This is a genomic window from Vibrio sp. CJQ_6, from assembly GCF_043106745.1.
In the GTDB taxonomy this organism is placed as follows: domain Bacteria; phylum Pseudomonadota; class Gammaproteobacteria; order Enterobacterales; family Vibrionaceae; genus Vibrio; species Vibrio furnissii.
The window spans coordinates 62,679-82,824 of the sequence record NZ_JBICMV010000027.1 but is presented as its reverse complement, the minus strand read 5'-3'; the positions used below and the strand labels follow the sequence as shown (position 1 = coordinate 82,824).

The following is a 20,146-nucleotide window of genomic DNA, read 5'->3' as shown; positions in this document are numbered from 1 at the left end:
TCTTTGTCTAGTCGGCTTTTTCCGACGTGGCAGCCTGTTTTGGCAAAACTGATATGAAAAAAATTTTGGTCATAGGCCCCTCATGGGTCGGAGACATGGTGATGTCTCAATGCCTCTATACGCGTCTTAAGCAACAACATCCCGACGCCGTCATCGATGTCATGGCGCCCGCATGGTGCAAACCCATTTTGGAGCGCATGCCCGAAGTCCACCAAGCGATCGAAATGCCGTTAGGGCATGGTGATTTTAACTTGCTTGGTCGCCGTGCCATCGGCAAATCGATGCGTGGCCAATATGATCAGGCTTATGTTCTGCCGAATTCCGCTAAATCTGCGCTGATTCCTTGGTTTGCCGATATTCCAGTCAGAACGGGTTGGAAAGGTGAGATGCGTTACGGATTGCTGAACGATTTGCGCCCAAATAAAAAATCCTTCCAATACATGACCGAGCGTTATGTTGCTTTGGCGCATCCCAAAGCCACCATGGTGGACTCCACCTCATTAGGCGGCCTCGACACCTTGCCGCGCCCAAGCCTATATATTGACAAAGATGCTCAGCAACACACGCGCGATAAGTTTGCCCTTCACGCCACTCGCCCAATCATCGGCTTATGTCCCGGCGCTGAATTTGGACCAGCGAAGCAATGGCCAACCGAACATTACGCCGCCGTCGCTGCGGCGATGATCGATGCTGGGAAACAAGTTTGGCTGTTTGGTTCGGCGAAAGATAGCAAAACCACACAAGCCATTGCGGCCGACCTCAGCGACGACCAACGAGCACACCTCGTTGATTTGGCGGGAAAAACCAGCTTAATCGAAGCCGTCGACATGCTGGCCTGCTGCGAGAGCGTCGTCAGCAATGATTCGGGGTTAATGCATGTGGCCGCCGCGGTGGGTTGCCAAGTGGTCGGCGTATATGGCTCCACTTCGCCAACGTACACCCCACCTCTGGCCGTGAAAAAAGCTATCATTCAAACTGAAATTGAATGCAGACCGTGCTTTAAGCGCGAGTGTCCATTGGGCCATTTGAAGTGTCTGAAAGAGCTGGCACCGCAACGCGTCATTGATGCATTAATGCAGTTCGATCACGCAGCGCAGGAGTAGAACGTTATATGCGCCTGATTTATACCCTGCTGCTGGTGCTGGCGAGCCCGATTTTGCTCTATTCCCTGTACAAAAAGAAGCCGGGAAAACCTGCGTTTGGCGTTCGCTGGAAAGAACATTGGGGCATGACCCCCAAGGTGACCGCCCAAAAACCGATTTGGATTCATGCGGTTTCCGTGGGTGAATCCATTGCCGCGATTCCGGTGATCAAAGCCATCAAACAAGCGCAGCCCAATCAGGCCATTGTCGTCACCACCACCACCAGCACGGGCGCAGAGCAAATTACCAAATTGGGCGATCTCGTTGAACATCGCTACATGCCGTTAGACTTTGCGTGGTGTGTCCGTCGCTTCTTGAAAGCGGTCCACCCTTCACAACTATTGATTGTGGAAACCGAGCTGTGGCCCAATACCTTAAAAACCGTTCATCAACAGGCGGTGCCAGTCACCGTGATCAATGCGCGTTTATCCGAGCGTTCTTGCCTTCGCTATCAACAGTTTTCTGCACTCTTTCAACTGATTCGCCCCTACGTCGATCGGATTTTGTGTCAGTACGATAGCGATGCTCAACGTTTTCTTCGCTTGGGTTTTCAACCGGAACAAGTTCAGGTGACGGGCTCGATTAAGTTTGATATTGAGATCGCCCCCACCGTACTTGAACAAGGGCGACAATTACGTGCAGAACTGGGCGTAGCACGCCCGGTATGGATTGCCGCCAGCACCCACGACGGCGAAGATGCCATTCTCCTCGACGCACATCAGGCGTTGCTGAAACAATTTCCAAATGCCCTATTGATCCTTGTGCCCCGTCACCCGGAACGATTTAACGCCGTATTCGACTTGTGCATTCAACACGGCTTCACAACGCATCGCAGAACCTCATCCGCCTCAATAGCCCCAGGCACTCAGATCTACTTAGGCGATACCATGGGAGAGCTGTTGGCGCTGATCAGTGCGGCCGACATCTGCTTCATGGGCGGCAGTTTAATCGGCGAGAAAGTCGGCGGGCACAATCTGCTTGAACCCGCCGCACTTGGAAAACCGCTGCTCAATGGTCTAAGCTATTATAATTTCAATGAAATAATGCAAATGCTACAAGACAACGATGCCGTGAGTATTTGCGAAAATGCACCACAGATTGCAGATAACCTTCAACAGCTTTGGGCGAGCCCCCAACTGATGCAACAGAAGGGAATCAACGCGCAAAACGTAGTGAAGCAGAATAGAGGTGCAATATCGCGCACTGTCGCCAATATTTCCCTGTACCATGATTAAAGTATGCTCTTAGATACCTTCACATGAACTCATGAGCGCTGCCTGACGGCATACATTGACGCTCTGTTGGAAGATAAATCCATCCCAGATTTATCGGTCGGGTATGAGAAATTCACTGCAGAACAGGTGTATCAGTCGTTTATGGCTATCGCTGCACAATGGCATAACAATAAGCATTAAATCGGGGTTTGATAACCGGCCAGTAACGCCTGCCATTCGGCGTCTTGCCATTTGATATGGGCGCGTAACTGCTCTTTGCGAAACGATCGCAGCAGTCGCGCCAAATTCTCCGCTTTCCAGCCATCGCCCTCTTGAATCGCACATTTATCAAAATCAATGATCCACACATGGTCGTGATCATCGAGCAGAATGTTGTGAATATTCAAATCGGTGTGATTGACCTGAGCACGGTGCAGCTTCGCCACCTGTTGACCAATGCGATGATAAAGCGCCTCAGGCAAGGCTTTGTCTTGTAACACTGCCACCAAGTCCCGCGCGTTGGCGATTTTCTCACTGAGAATATCGGCCTGATACACGCAGCCCCGACGCAGGGCGCGAGCAGCAATCGGGCGCGGAACATTCACCCCTTGCTCACGCAAATGATGCAGCAATTGAAATTCGGCGCAGCTGCGGGTTTGTTCCCACCCTTGAAACCAATAACTGTCACTGACCAATTTGCCAAACAAGCCGCCCCGGCGATAATGACGCAACGCCGCTGGCAACGCTGCCATTTGAACAAACCACGTGGTACCACGCCCTTGCGCGCTGCCAATCACCCGCTGATTGGCTTGCCAATATTCGGGGTCAAACAACGACGCCAACGGTTCATTGACCCATTGGTCGTCATACCAAATTGTCTGATGTTTGCTAAGCTGCTGCTGTTTGATCACGCTGGGTTCCCGCTATAGTGATTGACACACAAGGTGGCTGATCTCGTCAAAATTGGCATCTTCACACCAATAAAGAGAGGAAAAGAATGCGGTTATTTTACATTTATCGGTGGACTCTGCATAATTTAGCCTCATTAATTGAAGAGCTTATTTGATGCCACTGTTCACTGCGCCTCCGAAGTCGGTCTGTTTTCTGCGCCTGTCGGCGATTGGCGACGTTTGTCATGCCGTTGCCGCGGTTCAAAACCTGCAACAACACTGGCCAGATACCCAAGTAACCTGGGTGATTGGCAAAGTCGAAGCCCAATTGCTCCAAGGTTTGCCGAACGTTGAATTGGTCGTCTTTGATAAAAAAGCCGGCTGGTCTGGAATCAAAGCGGTTTGGCAGCAACTGAAAGGGCGTCATTTTGATGCGCTGGTACACATGCAGTTAGCCCTGCGCGCCAGTTTGGTCACGCTGGGCATTCGCGCGCAGTACAAAGTGGGATTCAACCGCAAACGGGCCAAAGAAGGTCAGTGGTTGTTCACTAACCGCAAGATTGCCGACACCGAATCGGCGCATGTGCTCGACAGTTTTTTCTCGTTTACCGAATTTCTTGGCGTGCCGCGCCAAACACCGACCTGGCACCTGCCAATTTCTGAAAACGATCGGCAATTTGCCCGCGCGCAACTGGGCAGCCAACCGACCATCGTCATCAGCCCGGCCGCCAGTAAAGATGAGCGCAACTGGGTCACGGAACGTTACGCGCAATTTGCCGATTACGTCATTGCTCAAGGGTATCAGGTCGCCTTGTGTGGCTCTCCTGCGCCGCGCGAGCAGAAATTAGCAGAGCAAATCAGTGCCTTGATGACGCATCCGGTGCTCAATCTAGTGGGCAAAACCAATTTAAAACAACTGACCGCCGTCTTGGGCGAAGCGAAGTTAGTGCTTGCTCCGGATTCTGGCCCGGCACATATTGCCACCACACAAGGCACGCCCGTACTGGGCTTGTATGCCCACAGCAACCCGAAGCGCACGGGGCCATACTTTAATATCAAAGATGTGGTGAGTGTGTACGAACCGTTCGTGACCGAGCAGCAAGGCAAACCGCTGGAACTGCTGGCGTGGAGCACACGTGCCAAAGGCGCGGATCTGATGCAGGCCATCACGCTCGATGCGGTCATCACCACCTTTGATCGCATGATGTCAGCGACAACACAGTTAGGTAACCCAAATCATGGCTAATACCACTCCAACATTGGCGGTCGCCCTGATCGTGAAAAACGAAGCCAAGCACCTGCAAGCCTGCTTAGACACGGTGTATCAGTGGGTCGACGAAATCGTCATTCTTGATTCCGGCAGCAGCGATCAAACTGAAGCCATCGCTCGCCGCTATACCGACAAATTTTTCGTCAACACCGAGTGGCCAGGCTTTGGCCCTCAGCGCCGCTTGGCGCAATCGCACATTACCTCAGACTATGTGTTGTGGCTCGATGCCGATGAACGCGTGACCGATGCGCTCAAAGAACAAATTTTACAAGCGGTCCACGCCGACAAACCCAACACCGTCTACCAGATTGATCGTCTCACCACCGCGTTTGGCAAACAGATTCGCTATTCAGGCTGGTCCCCCGACTGGGTCACGCGCCTTTACCGCACGCGCGACACACAATACAACCAAGCCTTGGTACATGAGAGCGTAGAAATCCCATCCGGATTTCAACTGCGGTCGTTAAAAGGTTATCTCGAGCACTACACCTTTGAGTATCTGCCACAGTACACCGCAAAAACGCAGCAATACATGAAAGCGTGGGCTGACCAACGTGAAGGACGCAAGAAAGCGTCGTTGGGCGGCGCAATACTGCATGGATTTTTCCGCTTCTTTAAAATGTACGTGATTAAACGCGGCTTTCTCGATGGTCGCCATGGCTTACTGTTGGCGATGTTAAGCGCCAACACCACGTTTACTCGGTATGCAGATTTGTGGCTGCGCGACTACGTGCGCAAGCAGGAGCAAAAACAGAAATGAATATCTGCCACGTTAACTTGGCATCCGGCTATCACGGCGGAGAAAACCAGACACTGCAACTCATCAAGCAGCAGATTCGCATGGGCTATCAGCTGACGATTGTCGCCAACCCCAAAAGTCCGTTTTTTGCGCGCGTGTCCGAGCTGCCTTGCCGAGTGATCGCCGCCAGCCATTATTTACTCCAACATGGCAAACGCGTGACTGACGGCTGTGAATTGATTCATGTGCATGAAGGCCGAGCCATTTACTGGGCATGGCTGCAACACGCATTGCATGGCGTGCCATATATGGTGACGCGTCGCATCGACAATCCGCTGCGCAAAAAATGGTTATCGAACCAAGCTTACTGCCACGCTGCGTTGTTGGTTGGCCTGAGCCATGAAATCGCGGCCCGCATTCGTGACGCGTACCCAACCCAAAGCATTGAGATCATTCCCAGCTCGCCAGTCGCCTACCCGATTGATGACGCCAACGTGGCGCGCATCAAGCAGCAATTCAGTGGCAAATTTCTGGTCATCCACGCCGCAAACATGCTCAAACACAAAGGTTTTGATGTCACCCTGAACGCAGCAAAAGCGTTGGCTCAGCGCGCCCCTGAGGTTCATTTTGCACTGTTAGGAGATGGTAAAGAGCGAGCCGCCCTAGAGCAGCAAGCCGCAGGCTTAACCAACGTGTCGTTCATGGGCAAACAGAGCAACATGGGCGATTGGTTTGCTGCTGCCGACTTGCTGGTTCACCCCTCCTATAGCGAAGGTTTGGGCTCAGTGATTCTGGAAGCGATGGGCAATGGCTTACCAGTGATTGGTGCTCGCGCGGGCGGTATCCCGGATATTATTGACCATCAAGAGTCAGGGCTTTTGATTGAGCCCGGCGATGGCCTCGAATTGGCCGATGCGATTGAAACCATTCGCAGCGACGCCACGTTGCGCGAAAAGCTCGCCATCGGACGCGAGAAAAAACTGCAAGGCTTTCTGATTGAGAATACCGCCAAACGCTATGAGCAGCTTTACGCTCGCGTTGCGGCCGGAAAGTTATAATCTAGGCTCGCGGCACGAAGACGCGTCAGCCACCAAATTTGAACACCGCTGCAGTTTCACTGCGGCTGAGGTAATGTGAGACCATGAAAATCTTAATTTTTAGCTCCTATCGTGATGCCTGGAACAGCGTGCGTCCGGAAGCGGAGATGTTTATTGAAATGGCCAAGCTCGGCCATGAGGTGACCATCATGACGCAAGGCGATGCGGAGTATGTGCCACGTTTTCGCGACAACGGCGTGACCATCATCGACTGCTATCCAAAGAAAAAGATTTGTCTCAACACGATTAAAACTTTGCGTCACGCGCTGCGTCAAGAACGTTATGACGTGGTGTATGCCATGAACTCCAAAACCATTCCCAACGCGGCATTTGCCTGCATCGGCTTCAAACACACCAAACTGGTGAGCTATCGCGGCACAGTCGGCGGGTTGTATCGTCACGATCCCACCGCCTACCTGACCCACTTGCATCCTCGTATCGACGGCATCAGTTGTGTGGCACAGGCGGTGACTGACGATGTGCGTAAACATGTGTGGAAACGCGCCGACAAAGTGGTCACGATTTACAAAGGCCACGACATTGCTTGGTATCAAGCGCAGCCGGCGAATTTAAGCGCACTGGGGCTGCCGGACGACGCGTTCAGCGCCATCTGTATCGCCAATGCGCGACCAAGTAAAGGCGTACACGTGCTGCTTGAGAGCGCGAAACAACTGGCGTCATTGCCGAATTTACACTTGCTGCTGGTTGGTCGTGATATGGATACCGAACAGAACCTGAAATTGGCTGAAGCAAGTGGCATGCGCGATCGCATACATTTCCTCGGTTACCGCAAAGATGTGCCGGAACTGCTGGCGGCAAGCCAAGTACAAGTGCAGCCTTCGATTAGCGGAGAAGGCTTACCCAAAACCATCATTGAAGCCATGGCGATGGGCATTCCTTCCGTCGTGACCACCACCGGCGGCGGCAAAGAACTCTTGATCGACGGCGAAACCGGATTCGTTGTGCCGGTGAGTGATGCCTCAGCCATCGCCGATAAAATTCAGTGGCTGTACGCGTCTGAGCAACATCGTCAAGCGATGGGCCACAAAGCGCAGCAGCGGATGATCAACGATTTCTCCTGTCAGGAAAGCGCGCAGCAGCATCTGGACTTTTTCCAATCGTTATTGGATGAAAAATAATCATGCTTGCCGTCAAATTGTCATGGTTTGGCGGCACAGTTTTGTTTAGCATACCCCTACACGCATAAACACTGAGTAGAACATTGTGAATTCAAAAAGTATTTCCCGCGTTATTTACCCGGGCACCTTTGACCCCATTACCAACGGCCATCTCGATTTGATTGAGCGGGCTGCCAGCATGTTTGATGAAGTGATCATCGCGGTGGCTGCCAGTCCAAGCAAAAACACCCTGTTTACGCTGGAAGAGCGCGTGGCCTTTGCCAAAGCGGTCACTTCACATCTGGATAACGTGACGGCAAAAGGGTTCTCTGGCTTGATGGTGGATTTTGCCAAAGCCGAAGGCGCCACCGTATTGGTACGCGGCCTGCGCACTACGGTCGATTTTGAATACGAATTCGGCCTGACCAACATGTACCGGCGCTTGATGCCCGGGCTGGAGAGTGTGTTCCTCACCCCGGCGGAAGAGTACGCATTTATCTCCTCATCGTTGGTCCGCGAAGTCGCGATTCACGGGGGCAACGTGGATGCGTTTGTGCCTGAGTTGGTGGCCAACGCGCTGCACGGCAAAAAGATTGTGGAATAACGTCACACCTCAAAAAAGGGCTGCTCACTGAGCAGCCCTTTTTCTTGATGCCTTGCGCCAGTTTATGGCGTCATCGGTAGCACTTGTGAACGCAAGTAATAATCTTGCAGCAACGAGTACTCTTTACCCCAGTCCGTCTCTTGCGGGGGGTTCTTCTCCGGTCGGGCTTGATTCAACAGTGGATTGTGTTCGTCCCACGCATAAAACAGCCCCGAGCCGCTATTGCTGAATGCACCTTGTTCACTGATGGTGCGCACGGCATTAAAACCGATGTTACTCACCCCACCTTGAGCCAAGAGGTTTTCGCCACCTAAACTGATGTAGTCCTGATTTGACAAACTGAAATGATACAAGGTCGGAAACAGGTCGCGATGTGAACCAATGCGCTGCGGATCATAGGTAAATGGCGTGTGATCCAAAATCGGCTGCGGCACATCAAGAAACAGTGGCACAGCAAACGACAGGCCGTATTCGGTCGGCTCATCGGTGCTGCTGTAGCGCATGCGGTGGTCGCCCGTGACCGCAATCACCGTGTTGTCCTTCAACTTGTCTGAGGCTTTGACTCGGCCGATAAACTGGCCCAACGCATCCGATGCATACTGGAATGTGTTGAGTAACACTTTCGCCTGCGCCCCTTGGTAGCCGATCAACGTCGCTAAACGTTCACTCATGGCCGTCGGTTTGGGTTGGTAGTAATTCGGCACTTTGTACGGCGAATGGTTGGTCACCGTCATAATGAAAACCAACGTCGGCTTCTGAGCCTCTTCAAGGATTTTATTGGCAAAGCGGAACATGTACCCATCCGGCACACCCCACGTACCAGAATATCGAGCCGCATCAGGAAATGCTTCGATGATGTCGTTCTCATCGTACACGCGATCAAACCCTTGCACGGGCAAATAATTGGCCAGATTTCGCCACATGCCATTGCCGCCATACAAGAACACGACCTCATAACCAGCGCGTTTGTACGGCAAAATGGCCGAACTTGGCAAAGCAATGTTTTGAATTGACGAGTGGCTGATCGTCGCCACCGGGCTGTGGAACAGCGTCATGACGATGCTGTCGATGGTCGCCGACGTGCCCGCCATAAAACGCTCAAATAAGAAACCCTTCTCCCAGTACGGGCGCAGGCTGCCCAGCAGATCGTTTGTCTGCGGATCATCTTCCACCAAAATATTCATGCCCATGCTTTCCATCATCGCGACCACAACATGCGGTGGATGGTCGGCAAGAAATGGGTTGGTCGGTACATGATAGTTTGGCGTTGGCTGACCGAGCATCTTTTCCATCTGCGCCGTCAACGCACGTTGTGAGACCGGCTCGAAATGGCGCTGCTCTTTGTAATCGGTCGTCGCCCAATCGAGCGCCATAAATACGTTCGGCGTGATCATATTGAGCGGTTTGTATTGCGACACACTGGCGTGATAGCGCTTGAGCGGATGGCTGTCGAGCGAACCACGAGCGACCGCGAACGTGACGATGATCGTCATCAAAACCACCAGCGACGTCACGCCCCAATGCCAATACATCCGGGGGTTCAATTGCCCCAGCGATGAACGCAGGAACCAACGAGACGACACATAGCCCAACCCAGCAGTCGCCACTGCCAAGAATGCACCACGCATGATAGGATAATCCTGCCACATATTGATCAGCACCGCGTCGGTATCATCTTCCCACAAACCGAACACGAACAGGTCCACATGGCTGCCGTACGTCAGGTAGTAGTAATAATTCCCGATGCAGCCCACCACATACAAAGCGGCAATCACGCTGTGATACCCGAGTGCGAACTTGAGCCAACGGCGATAGGCCGCATGAAACGCCGCGGCAATCAGCCCACTGAGCAGCAGCGGCGCATAGGCAATGGCCGTCACTTTGGCATCAAAGCGCCCCCCCACCCAAAATGCGCGCCAAATATCATCATCGACCGCATGCGTCGGTAACACATCACGAATGTGGAGAAAAAAGACCACTCGAGCAATCAGTAAGATACAAAAGGAGAAGGCAAAACACTGAAGGAGAAACAGGCAGAGCTGGCGTAGGTGTGGTTGATACTTCATTTTCTTGAACAACAGGCAGAAAAATACAATGAACGACGGCAAATTGTCGCGTTCGGAATTGACTCAGTAAATCATTAGCAAGAATGATACCGATGTTGGAGTCTCAATGTCCCAAAATGTTCCAGCGCATTGCCAGATTTGATGGATGCTCGTCTGAGTTCCCGGCAAAACGGGAGATTATCGTTTACAGCTCGGGGCGCTAGCCCCGGCTGTAAAGAGTGTGGAAGGTATCGCTATGCAGAATAGAATTCTTTGTACCATTTCACAAAATTCGCCACGCCTTGTTCAACCCCCATCTGAGGTTTGTACTGCGTTGCGTTGAATAGGTCTTGCGTGTCAGCATACGTGACGTACACGTCACCCGGCTGCATCGGCAGCATGTTTTTCTTCGCTTCAATCCCCAACGCCGATTCCAGCGCTTTGATGTAATCCATCAATTTGACCGGGCTGCCATGGCCAATGTTATACACACGGTAAGGCGCGGAACTGGTTGCTGGCGATCCCGCTTCCACGCTCCATTCGGCATTTGGCTCCGGCACCACATCTTTAATGCGCAGAATGCCTTCCACGATGTCATCAATGTAGGTGAAATCGCGCATCATATCGCCGTTGTTGTACACATCGATCGCTTCACCCTTGAGGATCGCTTTGGTGAACTTAAACAATGCCATGTCCGGACGTCCCCACGGGCCGTACACGGTAAAGAAACGCAGCCCAGTGGTTGGCACGCCGTAGAGGTGCGAATAAGTATGTGCCATCAGCTCATTGGACTTTTTGGTCGCCGCGTAGAGTGACACCGGGTGATCCACGCTATCGGACGTGTTGAACGGCGTTTTGCGGTTCAGACCGTACACCGAGCTTGACGATGCATAGACCAAGTGTTTGATTTTGTGGTGACGGCAACCTTCCAGAATGGTCAGGTGGCCAACCAGATTGCTGTCGGCATACGACATGGGGTTATCAATTGAATAACGCACACCCGCCTGCGCCGCGAGGTGGATGACTTTGTCAAACTGCTCAACGGCAAATAGGTCGGCAATCGCTTCGCGATCCGCGATGTCCATTTCGATAAATGAGAAACGCTCATGCGCGGCACGTTCTAAACGTGCATCTTTCAACGCCACATCGTAGTAGTCGTTCAGGTTATCAATGCCAACGACATCGTGCCCTTCGGCACACAGACGCTCAATGACTGCTGATCCAATAAAGCCCGCGGCACCAGTTACTAAATATTTCATCACCATTCTCTCTTCAGAACGAAAGCTCCACGCGTTATATCACAATTTAGCGGGACTTTCCGGCACAACGGGTTGGCATTGCAGGCAAAAAAACGAGTTGCGCTGACCAATTTTCAGCTCCGCGATCGGTTCACCACACCGTGGACAAGGTTGGCCCTTTTTACCGTACACCTGCAACTCCTGAGCAAAATAACCCGGTTTGCCATCCGCTTGGGCAAAATCTTTCAGCGTGGTACCGCCTTGCGCAATAGCAGTCGTCAACACCGCTTTGATGTCCGCCACCAAAGACGTCCACTCAGCTTCGCTCAGCGAATGGGCAGGTCGCAAAGGGTGAATGTGCGCACTGAACAGCGATTCATTGGCGTAGATGTTGCCCACACCGACAACGATTTTGTTGTCCATAATAAACGACTTCACCGCGACCCGTTTCTTGCGCGCTTTATGCAGCAGATACGCTGCATTAAATTCGTCGGTGAGCGGCTCGGGCCCCATATGACCTAGCACTTCGTGATGTTCACCAGCCGGACACCACAACCAAGCCCCGAAACGACGCGGATCGTTATAACGCAGCACTTTGCCGTTGGTCAGCGTCAGATCCACGTGATCGTGTTTGGCGGGCGGGAAATCACCGTCGAGCACGCGCAGCGACCCCGACATGCCCAAGTGGACAATGGCGCTGCCCACCGACGTTTCAATCATTAGGTATTTGGCGCGGCGAGAAATAGCAGTGATCACTTGCCCTTCCATCTGCTTCAGTTCAGCGGGAATATCCCACCGCAGTTTTGGCGTGCGGAACGTCAGGGAACGCACGGTTTCTCCCACCAGATGCGGTGAGATGCCCATACGACTGACTTCAACTTCCGGGAGTTCAGGCATGTTGTTTGTTAAACCTCTTTTGATCAGGCCGTCGCTAGGAGGACGGCAGCAGGTAAGCGTTGTCGACGGAAATAGCAATCCACTTCTCCTGCCAGTTCTTAAACAGCCAGAATTGCGGTGTGCGGTAATAGGTGATCCTTTGCGGCTCTTCTTGATCGCGATACCACACTTCGATCGTTTGTGGGCTGCGCAAATTCGGTTGCAGCGATTGATAGGTCTCTTCATCCACTTCAGTGCCGACCAGCGCTTGCCAACGCTTCACCAGCTCTTCGGGGGCCACCGTAGTCGGCGGCGTGGCTCGCCAGCGGCCTTGATTGAGCTCAAGCGACACATGAGTAAAGTGCATTGCCTGCAATGACGCGTGGGGATTAAGTAAGGTGGGGTTCGCACTGACCTCCGGTTCCATCAAATACGATTTGATGAACGCAGGTAGATTCAGCACACCGATGAACACGATCACCGCCAGAATCAGGATGTTATTCCATCGGCGGCGGCGATGAGGCGCGACACGCATAATCGCTATCCTTCATTGATTACGATACCGCTAGAGTAGCAGAGGACGACACGAGATCCTAGAAAACGGCTGGCAGAACACCAGCAGCAGAAAAGAAAAAACCCAGCCAAAAGGCTGGGTTTTTATCATTCCAAAGACCGCAATCAATTACTTGATTTTTGCTTCTTTGTATACAACGTGCTGGCGTACAACTGGATCAAATTTCTTGATCTCAAATTTGCCTGGCATGTTGCGTTTGTTCTTGTCAGTTGTGTAGAAGTGACCAGTACCAGCAGAAGATACTAGACGGATTTTCTCACGAATGCCTTTAGCCATTGTTTAATTCCTCTTAAACGTTTTCGCCACGTGCACGGATATCAACAAGAACAGCATCGATGCCTTTCTTATCAATGATACGCATGCCTTTAGCAGTTAGACGTAGTTTAACAAAACGTTTTTCGCTCTCTACCCAGAAACGATGAGTTTGTAGGTTCGGCAGAAAACGACGCTTAGTAGCATTTCGTGCGTGTGAACGGTTGTTACCCGTTACTGGACGCTTACCAGTTACTTGGCATACTCGGGACATGAATGTCTTCTCCAAATCGTTTCAGCTCGATATCAACCTTGGTGGCCGAACCTCTCTCTTTCTACATAAGAAGTTGAGGTTAAAAACCGTTATGGAAAATCCATACAAGGCTATCAAAGGTCGCGCATTATACTAACTTGACACGCATTGCTCAAGACCCGAACAGATCCTTTTTACAGGATTACCTGATCTTTTTTTGTGTTGAGCTGAATTGGGGTTAAAAAATGTGTGCGAATCATACCAGAAAACCACAGAAAGCTAAGCATTTTTTGTGCATTCAGGTGAATTGCGGATAAGGCCTGTCGGAATTGTTCCACGAAAAAGTCAAGTTTTCTCCCTACACCCTTGTATTTGCTCAATAGTTTAAACTTTCGACAGCCAAAAAATATTTTTTGTCGCGCGTTAAATCCACCCGCGTTCAGCAAAAGAGACCACTTCACCGTCCCCCACCACGAAGTGATCCAACACGCGAATGTCCACCAGCGCTAAAGCATCGGTGAGGCGGCGCGTGATCCTGCGATCAGACGTGCTGGGCTCGGCGACTCCCGAAGGATGGTTGTGCGCCAGTATCAGCGCCGCAGCGTTATGGTGCAGCGCACGTTTGACCACTTCACGTGGATACACGCTCGCCGCATCAATCGTGCCTTCAAACAACACTTCATCGCGAATCACGCGATGCTGGTTATCAAGAAACAGAATGTAAAACGCTTCACGCTGGCGATCGCGCAGCACACTCGACAAATACAACTTGGTTTGCTGCGGGCTGGTGAGTGCCTCGCCACGCTTGAGTGTTTCTGCCAGATAGCGCTGAGTCATCTCCAGCACCGCCTGCAACTGCACAAATTTGGCTTCGCCGAGCCCTTTGTGAGCACAAAACTGATCCTTGGGGGCCGAAAACAGCGCGCGCAGCGATCCAAACTCACGCAATAAAAAATCCGAGAGCGCGAGCACATTCATGCCCGGCGTACCCGTGCGCAGAAAAATCGCGAGTAATTCGGCGTCGGATAACGCCTGTGGGCCACGCGACAACAGCTTTTCACGCGGCATGGATTCGTTGGGAAAGGATTTGAGGCTCATGCATGGCTCCTGTAATTTGCCATACTCAAGCCGATTTATCCCTCAGGCTGCAAGTGGCCTGAGGGATCTTGAGAGCGGCATCGTGGAAAAGTGCAACGCCGCTGTGTGTTAAAGCTTAAAGTGACCGACCAAGTTCCCCATTTGCTGGCCCGATTGCGCCAAACGGGTGCTGATCGATTCGGAGCGCTGCAGGTTATCGCTAAGCTCATTCACAATCTGCTGAATTGCGACCAGATTTTGGTTGATGTCTTCCGACACCGCGCTTTGCTGCTCGGCAGCCGATGCGGTCTGAATCCCCATGTCATGAATCACGCTCACCGCTTCCGAAATACCAGACAAGCGCTCTTTGATCTGCACCGATTCCAGCGCCGTTTTCTCGCCGCGATCTTGACTCAGCGCCATGCTGCTGACCGCTTTACTCACCCCTTGATGCAGCGACTGCAACATCTCACCAATTTCCTGCGTGCTGTTTTGCGTGCGGCTGGCCAGCGAGCGCACTTCATCGGCCACCACAGCAAACCCGCGTCCTTGTTCACCCGCACGCGCCGCTTCAATCGCCGCGTTGAGCGCCAAAAGGTTGGTTTGCTCGGCAATATCCCCAATCACATTGAGCACTTTGGTGATCTGTTCCGTTTTTTGGCTCAGCTCCTGAATCGCATCCGAGGTCAGGTTCACTTCATTCACCAGATCGCCAATGCCTTCAATCGCCAAGTTCACTTCTTTTTGCGCATCCAAGATCTGATGGTTAGCCGAATCAATCGCTTGTGCAGTGGCATTGGTGTTGTTGGCCACTTCACGGGCCGTGGCGCTCATTTCAGTCACCGCGGCCACCACTTTATCGGTTTCCATGCAGTGGCTGTTCATCTGCTGGCTCGATTGCGTGGTTTGGCCATCGAGATCCACCGCCGCCGATTGCACGTCCTGCGCTGACGCTCGCAGATCCACAATCAGCGGATGCAGTTTGTCCATAAAGGCATTAAACGCCTGCGCCACTTCGCCCACTTCATCGCGGCTCTCCACTTTTAAACGCGCCGTGAGATCGCCGCCACCGGCCGCGACCGCTTTGAGTGAGTCCACCACGTGGTGCAATGGCGCCACACCGCGCGACACCAGCACACTCACCACGATGATCGTCAGCACCAAGCCCACGACGGAAAGACCAACCGCCGACAGGGTTTGTTCATACAGCTGCGCTTCGCGCTGCGCTTTGAACTGTGCCACTTGTGTGTCGATGTCATCAATGTAAATGCCGGTGCCCAGCACCCAATCCCACTTGGCGAGATACTCGGCATAACCTAGTTTTGGCGCTTGTGCATTGATCGTCGGTTTGTGCCACGAGAAATAAAGGAAGCCATCACCTGATTTGGACGCCTGAATCAATCCGGCAATGACCGGCACGCCATTTTCATCTTTCATGCCGTAGAGGTTTTTGCCTTCCAGCGACGGGTTGATGGCATGCAGTGTGTTGATGCCTTGAGAGTCGTAAGCAAAGAAGTAGCCATCGCTGTCAAAGCGCATGGCTTTCAGAATTTCTTTCGCTTGCGCTTTGTTGTTACCGCCCTGATCCGTCTCGTATAACGACTTCACTGCGGTAACGCCCATCATCAGATAAGCTTTGAGTTCCGCTTTGCGGCTATCAACCAGCTGCGCGCGGTATTGAGTCAGTTCTTGATCGAGGGATTTCATCCCATTCCAGTAATACACCACCGTCACCATGGCAGTAATAATCACCAGCGGAATGACCGTCAGCAGTAAAAGTTTCGTTCGGCTTCTCAGGGAGGCAATCATAAAGGTCCTTGTGTTCTATTATTGGTTTTTATCACACAGTATGTTGCATAATCCGGAAATAATATCTGTGAGAAGCGCTGAAATTTGCTGAGCTCACCGGACGATTTATCCCCGTTGCGCCGTGAGATTTGACACAGCTCCAACATCTCTCTGGAGTTGTGCTAACATAGCGCGCAGAATTTTTGAGGAATCCAGCATGCAAACATTGGCAGGAAAAAAGATTCTGCTTGGTATCAGCGGCGGTATCGCTGCGTACAAATGTGCAGAATTAACCCGTCGCCTGATTGAGCGCGGCGCCACCGTTCAGGTCGTAATGACCAAAGCGGCCAAAGAATTTATCACGCCGTTGACGATGCAAGCCGTCTCCGGTCGCCCAGTCTCTGATAGCCTGCTCGACCCAGCCGCGGAAGCGTCGATGGGTCATATCGAACTCGCGAAATGGGCCGACTTGGTTCTACTGGCACCCGCCACCGCCGATCTCATTGCGCGTATGGCTGCTGGCATGGGCAATGATTTGCTCACCACACTCGTGCTGGCCACCGACTCGCCCGTGGTCGTCTCTCCGGCGATGAATCAACAGATGTACCGCAATCTCGCCACGCAAGAAAACATTGCCACGCTGGCGCGTCGCGGCATGCACATTTGGGGACCGGCCGCCGGTGAACAAGCGTGTGGCGATATCGGCCCGGGGCGCATGCTCGAGCCGATGGATCTGGTGCATCGCTGTGAGGAATTTTTCGGCCCAAAGCCGCTGGCGGGTAAACGCGTCCTGCTGACCGCGGGCCCGACCCGTGAAGCGCTCGATCCGGTGCGTTACATCACCAATCACAGTTCCGGAAAAATGGGCTTTGCGATTGCCGATGCGGCAGCGAAACTGGGAGCACACGTGACGCTGGTCAGTGGCCCAGTGAATTTAACAACGCCAGCCAACGTGTCGCGTATCAATGTCGACAGTGCCCTTGAAATGCACCAAGCGGTGATGGCGCACGCAGGCGAACATGACGTATTTATTGGCTGCGCTGCGGTGGCAGATTACCGCCCACAAAGCATGGCACAGCAAAAAATCAAAAAAACCGACGACAGTGACACGCTCTGCGTCACCATGGTCAAAAACCCGGACATCGTCGCCTCGGTCGCCGCGATGACCGACAACCGACCCTTTACCGTCGGTTTTGCCGCCGAAACACAGGATGTGGAAAAATACGCACGCGGCAAATTGGAGAAGAAAAACCTCGATATGATCTGTGCCAACGACGTCTCCGTCGCCGGCCAGGGTTTCAACAGCAACGACAACGCGCTGACCGTGTATTGGCGTCTAAGTGCGCCAGATGCGCCCAGCGAGCAATCCCTGCCATTGGCCTCCAAAGCCGAATTGGCACATGCGCTGATGCTGTTGATCAATGACAAACTGTAGGCGACAACGCCTACTTACATCCCGTTATCGAAACGCTCTGAAATGAGGTGGGGCGCGAAACAGTGACCGTTTCGCCCACTCATTTCTAACCAAGCAGTGGTATAAAAAGGAAACACGGTTATGGCCGTCAGTAAGAAAAGCAATCGACGTGAAGAAATTCTTCAAGCCTTAGCACAAATGCTGGAATCGCATGAAGGTGCTTCGCGCATCACCACCGCCAAATTGGCGAAGCAGGTTGGCGTCTCAGAAGCCGCGTTGTATCGCCATTTTCCAAGCAAAGCACGCATGTTCGAAGGGCTGATCGAGTTCATCGAAGAGTCGTTGATGTCGCGCATCAACCGTATTCTGGATGAAGAAAAAGACACGTTGAACCGCATTCGCTTGGTGATGCAATTACTGTTGGCGTTTTCAGAACGTAACCCCGGTCTGACAAGAATTTTGTCCGGCCATGCTCTGATGTTTGAAAATGAACGTCTGCGTGAGCGCATCAATCAACTGTTCGAACGCATCGAGACGTCATTGCGTCAGATTCTGCGTGAACGTAAAATTCGTGAAGGCAAATCATTCCCTGTTGACGAAAACATTCTGGCCGCCCAGTTACTCGGTCAGGTCGAAGGCAGTCTGAACCGCTTCGTGCGTTCTGATTTCAAATACCTGCCCACGGCCAACTTCGACGAATACTGGTCGCTGCTGAGTGCTCAGATTAAGTGAACCCCATGAGTCAAGACAAATACGGCAAACCTCAATTCACCCTGTCCCTGCTGCACCCTAAAAACTGGGGCGTGTGGTTAGGGTTCGGCACCCTCGCGCTAATCGTAAACCTATTGCCTTATTCCGTGCTGCTGAAGCTCGGCCAAAGCTTGGGCTTGCTGGGCATGCGTTTGGGTAAAAAACGCGTGCACGTGGCCAAGCGTAACTTTGAACTGGCTTTTCCTGACAAAGGCAGTGATGAAGTCGAGCAGATGGTGGTCGAGAACTTCAAAAACACCGGTCTGGCGCTGATTGAAACCGGCATCACCTGGTTTTGGCCCACTTGGCGGTTCAAACGTCGTATTGTTGAGAAAGACTTGGCGGTGTTGCGCGAATACAAAGCCAACGGCCAAGGCGTGCTGCTGTGCTGCGTGCATGCCCTCAACCTGGAAATTACCGCACGTGCGTTTGCCGTGCTGGGCCTGCCGGGTTATGGCGCGTTTCGCCCGCACAACAACCCCGCCTACAACTTCATCCAATATTGGGGCCGCACGCATAACGGCAACGTCCTGATTGACCGTAAAGACGTGAAGAAAATGATTCGCGTGATGCGCCAAGGCGAGCTGCTGTTCTATTTGCCAGACCACGATTACGGGCGTAACAAATCGGTATTCGTACCGTTTTTTGCAGTGCAAGATGCGTGTACCACCACCGGCACCAGTATTCTGGCGTACACCAGTCATTGCGCCATCGTGATGGGTTCAGGCTTTCGTAACGACGAGGGCAAGTATGAACTACTGGCCGACATCGCCGTGGGAGACAACTACCCACAAAAAGATGAAGTTGCCGCCGCAGCCTACATGAACAAGTATGTAGAAATGGTCATCATGCGCGCGCCAACCCAATGGATGTGGCTGCACAAACGCTTTAAAACCATGCAGGATCCGAACGTGCCGAAAGGCATTCGTTACCAATAATGCCGGCAACGCCAGCTTGAACTAAAAAGCCCACCCATCGGTGGGCTTTTTGTTGTCCGTCCATTTCCCCTGTAAGGAGGTCGGTATCAGATACCGTATTGCGCGCGGTACGCTTTCACCGCATCAAGGTGTTCGCGGTTACCACCTTGCTCTTCCAGATAGGTGATGAGGTCGGTCAGGCTGACAATCGAAATCACCGCGCAGCCAAAGTCACGCTCAACTTCCTGAATCGCCGATAATTCGCCTTTGCCTTTTTCCTGACGGTCAATCGCCACCAGTACACCGGCCAAATCCGCGCCGTTGTTCTGAATGATTTCCATCGACTCACGAATCGCCGTACCCGCGGTGATCACATCGTCCACCAGCATGATGCGGCCTTCCAGTGCGCTGCCCACCAAATTGCCACCTTCGCCGTGATCTTTGGCTTCTTTGCGGTTAAAACAGTAGGGCGTATCCACATCGTGGTGATCAGCCAGTGCGACCGCGGTGGTGGTCGCAATCGGGATCCCTTTGTAGGCCGGGCCAAACAGCACATCAAACTCAATCGCTGAATCCACCAATGCCGCCGCGTAAAAACGACCGAGGCGCGCTAAATCACGACCAGTGTTGAATAGACCAGCGTTAAAGAAATATGGGCTTTTACGGCCTGACTTCAAAGTAAACTCACCAAATTTCAGTACTTCCTTTTCTAGGGCAAACTCAATAAATTCACGCTGGTATGCTTTCATCACTTTCTCTCTATATATCCAAGGTTCAGGGTAAACAGGGGTCGGGTTTGCACCTCGTCAAACACCGCAGTGGGCACTTAGCTCCGTAAGTAACGCCGTAAGCGCCCAAAGTTTCTTACTGCCGCCTGCGCGGCAAAAA

20 protein-coding genes are annotated in these 20,146 nt (G+C 52.5%); 10 read left to right on the top strand and 10 right to left on the bottom strand.

Going from position 1 to position 20,146, the window contains the following annotated elements:
• Positions 1–53: 53 nt before the first annotated feature.
• Both waaF and waaA read left to right on the top strand, forming a co-directional pair.
• The gene (waaF, locus tag ACF8PK_RS14705; protein WP_392442001.1) at positions 54–1,103 is read left to right on the top strand and encodes a lipopolysaccharide heptosyltransferase II; all 1,050 of its coding nucleotides are present in this window, start codon (positions 54–56) and stop codon (positions 1,101–1,103) included.
• Positions 1,104–1,111: 8 nt separating this feature from the next.
• Positions 1,112–2,377, top strand: a complete 1,266-nt coding sequence (waaA, locus tag ACF8PK_RS14700; protein WP_392441999.1) for a lipid IV(A) 3-deoxy-D-manno-octulosonic acid transferase — start codon at positions 1,112–1,114, stop codon at positions 2,375–2,377.
• Between the two features lie 176 nt (positions 2,378–2,553).
• Here waaA and ACF8PK_RS14695 read toward each other — a convergent pair whose 3' ends face one another.
• Entirely contained in the window at positions 2,554–3,267 is a 714-nt protein-coding gene (locus ACF8PK_RS14695) for a 3-deoxy-D-manno-octulosonic acid kinase (RefSeq protein ID WP_154180583.1), read from the bottom strand.
• Between the two features lie 154 nt (positions 3,268–3,421).
• Here ACF8PK_RS14695 and ACF8PK_RS14690 point away from each other — a divergent pair, with 154 nt between their 5' ends.
• The 5 genes from ACF8PK_RS14690 to coaD all read left to right on the top strand — a co-directional run bounded on the left by ACF8PK_RS14690 (position 3,422) and on the right by coaD (position 8,074).
• Entirely contained in the window at positions 3,422–4,492 is a 1,071-nt protein-coding gene (locus ACF8PK_RS14690; protein WP_075989081.1) for a glycosyltransferase family 9 protein, read from the top strand.
• Positions 4,485–5,276 carry a glycosyltransferase family 2 protein gene (locus ACF8PK_RS14685; RefSeq protein ID WP_004728416.1) on the top strand — a complete coding sequence of 264 codons (792 nt, stop codon included), beginning with the start codon at positions 4,485–4,487 and terminating at the stop codon, positions 5,274–5,276. The genes ACF8PK_RS14690 and ACF8PK_RS14685 overlap by 8 nt, the downstream gene beginning before the upstream one ends.
• Entirely contained in the window at positions 5,273–6,313 is a 1,041-nt protein-coding gene (locus ACF8PK_RS14680) for a glycosyltransferase family 4 protein (RefSeq protein ID WP_392441994.1), read from the top strand. Before ACF8PK_RS14685 ends, ACF8PK_RS14680 begins: the two co-directional genes overlap by 4 nt.
• Before the next feature lie 83 nt (positions 6,314–6,396).
• On the top strand, positions 6,397–7,491 hold the full coding sequence (locus ACF8PK_RS14675) for a glycosyltransferase family 4 protein (RefSeq protein ID WP_392441993.1): 1,095 nt from the start codon (positions 6,397–6,399) through the stop codon (positions 7,489–7,491).
• 85 nt (positions 7,492–7,576) lie between these two features.
• The gene (gene coaD / locus ACF8PK_RS14670; RefSeq protein WP_206982239.1) at positions 7,577–8,074 is read left to right on the top strand and encodes a pantetheine-phosphate adenylyltransferase; all 498 of its coding nucleotides are present in this window, start codon (positions 7,577–7,579) and stop codon (positions 8,072–8,074) included.
• Between the two features lie 62 nt (positions 8,075–8,136).
• On the opposite strand, the gene ACF8PK_RS14665 is transcribed toward coaD, so the two are convergent.
• The 8 genes from ACF8PK_RS14665 to ACF8PK_RS14630 all read right to left on the bottom strand — a co-directional run bounded on the left by ACF8PK_RS14665 (position 8,137) and on the right by ACF8PK_RS14630 (position 16,198).
• Entirely contained in the window at positions 8,137–10,140 is a 2,004-nt protein-coding gene (locus ACF8PK_RS14665; protein ID WP_392441989.1) for an LTA synthase family protein, read from the bottom strand.
• 233 nt (positions 10,141–10,373) lie between these two features.
• A complete protein-coding gene (locus tag ACF8PK_RS14660) occupies positions 10,374–11,378 on the bottom strand; it encodes an NAD-dependent epimerase (protein ID WP_158166098.1) in 1,005 nt (334 codons plus the stop codon).
• A 39-nt stretch (positions 11,379–11,417) separates the two neighbouring features.
• Positions 11,418–12,254 (bottom strand): bifunctional DNA-formamidopyrimidine glycosylase/DNA-(apurinic or apyrimidinic site) lyase, encoded by an 837-nt coding sequence (gene mutM / locus ACF8PK_RS14655; protein WP_004728410.1) that lies wholly within the window; start codon positions 12,252–12,254, stop codon positions 11,418–11,420.
• A 34-nt stretch (positions 12,255–12,288) separates the two neighbouring features.
• Positions 12,289–12,768, bottom strand: a complete 480-nt coding sequence (locus ACF8PK_RS14650; protein ID WP_004728409.1) for a hypothetical protein — start codon at positions 12,766–12,768, stop codon at positions 12,289–12,291.
• Between the two features lie 147 nt (positions 12,769–12,915).
• Positions 12,916–13,083 (bottom strand): 50S ribosomal protein L33, encoded by a 168-nt coding sequence (gene rpmG, locus ACF8PK_RS14645; RefSeq protein ID WP_004728408.1) that lies wholly within the window; start codon positions 13,081–13,083, stop codon positions 12,916–12,918.
• Positions 13,084–13,096: 13 nt separating this feature from the next.
• A complete protein-coding gene (gene rpmB, locus ACF8PK_RS14640; RefSeq protein WP_004728407.1) occupies positions 13,097–13,333 on the bottom strand; it encodes a 50S ribosomal protein L28 in 237 nt (78 codons plus the stop codon).
• A gap of 402 nt (positions 13,334–13,735) precedes the next feature.
• Entirely contained in the window at positions 13,736–14,410 is a 675-nt protein-coding gene (gene radC / locus ACF8PK_RS14635) for a DNA repair protein RadC (RefSeq protein WP_004728406.1), read from the bottom strand.
• A gap of 108 nt (positions 14,411–14,518) precedes the next feature.
• Positions 14,519–16,198 carry a methyl-accepting chemotaxis protein gene (locus ACF8PK_RS14630; protein WP_392441983.1) on the bottom strand — a complete coding sequence of 560 codons (1,680 nt, stop codon included), beginning with the start codon at positions 16,196–16,198 and terminating at the stop codon, positions 14,519–14,521.
• A 196-nt stretch (positions 16,199–16,394) separates the two neighbouring features.
• Here ACF8PK_RS14630 and coaBC point away from each other — a divergent pair, with 196 nt between their 5' ends.
• The 3 genes from coaBC (at position 16,395) to ACF8PK_RS14615 (ending at position 19,279) form a co-directional block, all read left to right on the top strand.
• On the top strand, positions 16,395–17,612 hold the full coding sequence (gene coaBC / locus ACF8PK_RS14625; RefSeq protein ID WP_392441981.1) for a bifunctional phosphopantothenoylcysteine decarboxylase/phosphopantothenate--cysteine ligase CoaBC: 1,218 nt from the start codon (positions 16,395–16,397) through the stop codon (positions 17,610–17,612).
• A gap of 120 nt (positions 17,613–17,732) precedes the next feature.
• Positions 17,733–18,323 (top strand): nucleoid occlusion factor SlmA, encoded by a 591-nt coding sequence (slmA, locus tag ACF8PK_RS14620; protein WP_014204070.1) that lies wholly within the window; start codon positions 17,733–17,735, stop codon positions 18,321–18,323.
• A 5-nt stretch (positions 18,324–18,328) separates the two neighbouring features.
• A complete protein-coding gene (locus ACF8PK_RS14615) occupies positions 18,329–19,279 on the top strand; it encodes a Kdo(2)-lipid IV(A) acyltransferase (protein WP_392441977.1) in 951 nt (316 codons plus the stop codon).
• 86 nt (positions 19,280–19,365) lie between these two features.
• Here the strand turns inward: ACF8PK_RS14615 and pyrE are convergent, their stop codons facing one another.
• Positions 19,366–20,007, bottom strand: a complete 642-nt coding sequence (gene pyrE, locus ACF8PK_RS14610; protein WP_004728401.1) for an orotate phosphoribosyltransferase — start codon at positions 20,005–20,007, stop codon at positions 19,366–19,368.
• Positions 20,008–20,146: the final 139 nt, after the last annotated feature.

Excerpts from the sequence above, each read along its gene's own strand:
- rpmG (WP_004728408.1), bottom strand. The coding sequence starts at position 13,083 with ATGGCTAAAGGCATTCGTGAGAAAATCCGTCTAGTATCTTCTGCTGGT.
- ACF8PK_RS14680 (WP_392441994.1), top strand. The coding sequence starts at position 5,273 with ATGAATATCTGCCACGTTAACTTGGCATCCGGCTATCACGGCGGAGAA.
- coaBC (WP_392441981.1), top strand. The coding sequence starts at position 16,395 with ATGCAAACATTGGCAGGAAAAAAGATTCTGCTTGGTATCAGCGGCGGT.
- pyrE (WP_004728401.1), bottom strand. The coding sequence starts at position 20,007 with ATGAAAGCATACCAGCGTGAATTTATTGAGTTTGCCCTAGAAAAGGAA.
- slmA (WP_014204070.1), top strand. The coding sequence starts at position 17,733 with ATGGCCGTCAGTAAGAAAAGCAATCGACGTGAAGAAATTCTTCAAGCC.
- rpmB (WP_004728407.1), bottom strand. The coding sequence starts at position 13,333 with ATGTCCCGAGTATGCCAAGTAACTGGTAAGCGTCCAGTAACGGGTAAC.
- radC (WP_004728406.1), bottom strand. The coding sequence starts at position 14,410 with ATGAGCCTCAAATCCTTTCCCAACGAATCCATGCCGCGTGAAAAGCTG.
- ACF8PK_RS14650 (WP_004728409.1), bottom strand. The coding sequence starts at position 12,768 with ATGCGTGTCGCGCCTCATCGCCGCCGCCGATGGAATAACATCCTGATT.
- ACF8PK_RS14615 (WP_392441977.1), top strand. The coding sequence starts at position 18,329 with ATGAGTCAAGACAAATACGGCAAACCTCAATTCACCCTGTCCCTGCTG.
- ACF8PK_RS14660 (WP_158166098.1), bottom strand. The coding sequence starts at position 11,378 with ATGAAATATTTAGTAACTGGTGCCGCGGGCTTTATTGGATCAGCAGTC.
- ACF8PK_RS14685 (WP_004728416.1), top strand. The coding sequence starts at position 4,485 with ATGGCTAATACCACTCCAACATTGGCGGTCGCCCTGATCGTGAAAAAC.
- ACF8PK_RS14665 (WP_392441989.1), bottom strand. The coding sequence starts at position 10,140 with ATGAAGTATCAACCACACCTACGCCAGCTCTGCCTGTTTCTCCTTCAG.
- mutM (WP_004728410.1), bottom strand. The coding sequence starts at position 12,254 with ATGCCTGAACTCCCGGAAGTTGAAGTCAGTCGTATGGGCATCTCACCG.
- ACF8PK_RS14675 (WP_392441993.1), top strand. The coding sequence starts at position 6,397 with ATGAAAATCTTAATTTTTAGCTCCTATCGTGATGCCTGGAACAGCGTG.
- waaF (WP_392442001.1), top strand. The coding sequence starts at position 54 with ATGAAAAAAATTTTGGTCATAGGCCCCTCATGGGTCGGAGACATGGTG.
- ACF8PK_RS14690 (WP_075989081.1), top strand. The coding sequence starts at position 3,422 with ATGCCACTGTTCACTGCGCCTCCGAAGTCGGTCTGTTTTCTGCGCCTG.
- ACF8PK_RS14630 (WP_392441983.1), bottom strand. The coding sequence starts at position 16,198 with ATGATTGCCTCCCTGAGAAGCCGAACGAAACTTTTACTGCTGACGGTC.
- waaA (WP_392441999.1), top strand. The coding sequence starts at position 1,112 with ATGCGCCTGATTTATACCCTGCTGCTGGTGCTGGCGAGCCCGATTTTG.